We start from the raw sequence: 1,922 nt of genomic DNA on the forward strand, positions 1-1,922 counted from the left end.
CGGCTAATTCATGGAATCAGCAGCACTTCTTACAGTTTTGAGTGCATCTCGACAACTTCTTACAGTTTTGAGTGCATCTCGACATTCTTCCAAGATTCAGTGCATCTCGACAATTGTCGAGGCGCAGCCAAGATGACACGACCGTCTGCGGGGCATTTTGCACAATCGCGCGGCTACGTCGAGGTTGTGCAAAGTAGGGTCGGTGACTGAGGTGGCCCCCGTCGTTTTCGTTTCCGTCGGGATGCGCGCCTCTTGAGAGTGCGCTGTTCCCGCAGATGCCTCTCCGGGGGCGCATCAGTTCCAGCTGGTGCGCCCCGCGCAAATATCGAGGTGCAGCGAAGACTGCACGACCTCGTTGCGGGTTACTGGCTCATCGAACTTGACCGGGCACCTCGCTGATCGCAGCTGAGGCTCGTCGGTGTTGACGAGTACAGGCCCAGCGTATGGCGCGGCGGTGGTGCTCGACGTTGCGGTAGCCGAACGCGTTGCGTCCTGTGTGCTTCGCGAGGCGGTTGTAGCCCTCGGATCGGGCGTTGGAGTAGTTGGTGGTGATCGCGGCCTCGATCGCTGGCCACCACTGTTCGATGGTCGCGGCGAAGCGGTGGACCTCGGGTGAGGATGAGGCGGCTGCTTGCTCGTACAGGCGCCAGAGCCGGGCCCGGATGAGGGCCCGTTCGGGGTTGGTCCCGGACAGCGCCAACAGCGCGCGGAGGTTCTCTTTGACGGTGTACGCGTGCAGGATCTCGATGCCGGGGTCGCCGGCATCGATCAGGTTGTTCCACACCTTGACGAACGCGGCATCGTCCAGGCGCTCATGAGCGATGAGCAGCTTGCGGCGGCCGGCCCACTCCGGGTCACGCCTACGACCACGGCGGCCACGCACCTCACGCGTGGCGCGCTGGCGGACCTCGGTGACCATGTCGTTCGCGAGCCGCACCAGGTGGAAACGATCGGCGACGACGACCGCGTGGGGCAGGGCGTCGGTGACCGCGCGCAGGTAGGACGCGGACAGGTCGATCGTGACATGGGTGATCCCGGCCCGCCACGAATCCGGCTGTTCCGCAATCCACTCGGCGACCTTGGCCGCGGTCCGACCGTCAATGTGAGCCAACAGGCCTCCGGTGCCGGCGGCGTCGACGATCCCGGTGTGCCACCGGTCCGCGACCACGACCCAGCGCCCCGTGTCGGGGTCGCGGCCCCACTTCGGCTTCCCACGGCGGGTCTCATCGATGCCGAGCACCTTCACCGGCGGCAGCGGCTGCGCCAGGACCGGGTCGGCGTGCGCGACGAACGCGGCGTGCGCCACCGGCCAGGACATCCCGTAGTAGTCCGCGCCGGCACTGACGCAGGAGAACCGGTTCGCGATCCCGGCACCACACTCCGTGCGCAGCCTCGTGGTCAGCCTGGCCCTGGCCGGGACCGCCGGCAACGACTCGGTGAACGAGGCTCGAGGGCACGCGGCCTCCATGCACCGCCACCGCCGCTTGTGCCACACCAGGCGCACCGGGGCCTGCCCGTAGGGCACATCCCGCGGCCGGGTCATGGCGTGGCCCTTCACCGAGGTCGACAGCACCCCACACTGCGGGCACCCCGCCGCGCTCTCGTCGTCGGTGAGCACATGCACCACCCGGGCACCATCGTCGTCGAGCTCGACCTGCTGCACAGCCAGGCCCTCCAACCCCAGGAGCAGTGTCGCGTGCTGCCCTGTCGTGTCCTCCCACTCTGCCTGAACTTGCGTACGCTGAACCAAGCCCGTGACCTCACCTTCGTGACCATGAACTGCCTTGACAACAGCCATGATCACCGAGGTCACGGGCCCTACCGCGTCACCACGCAGGGCACCCGTGCCCGGTCAAGTTCGAAGAGCCGGGTTACTTCGCGCGATCGGTCGACCCGGGCGACTTGGTGCAAGATCCGCTGGG

Annotated in this window: 1 protein-coding gene; it reads right to left on the bottom strand. The window is 66.6% G+C overall.

Translation table 11 applies throughout. The features are described from left to right. Window positions 1-370: 370 nt before the first annotated feature. Window positions 371-1,678, bottom strand: a complete 1,308-nt coding sequence (locus PLL68_RS14495; protein WP_324535292.1) for an ISL3 family transposase — start codon at window positions 1,676-1,678, stop codon at window positions 371-373. Window positions 1,679-1,922: the final 244 nt, after the last annotated feature.

It is taken from the genome of Ornithinibacter sp., assembly GCF_035443565.1.
Taxonomy (GTDB): Bacteria; Actinomycetota; Actinomycetes; order Actinomycetales; family Dermatophilaceae; genus Fodinibacter.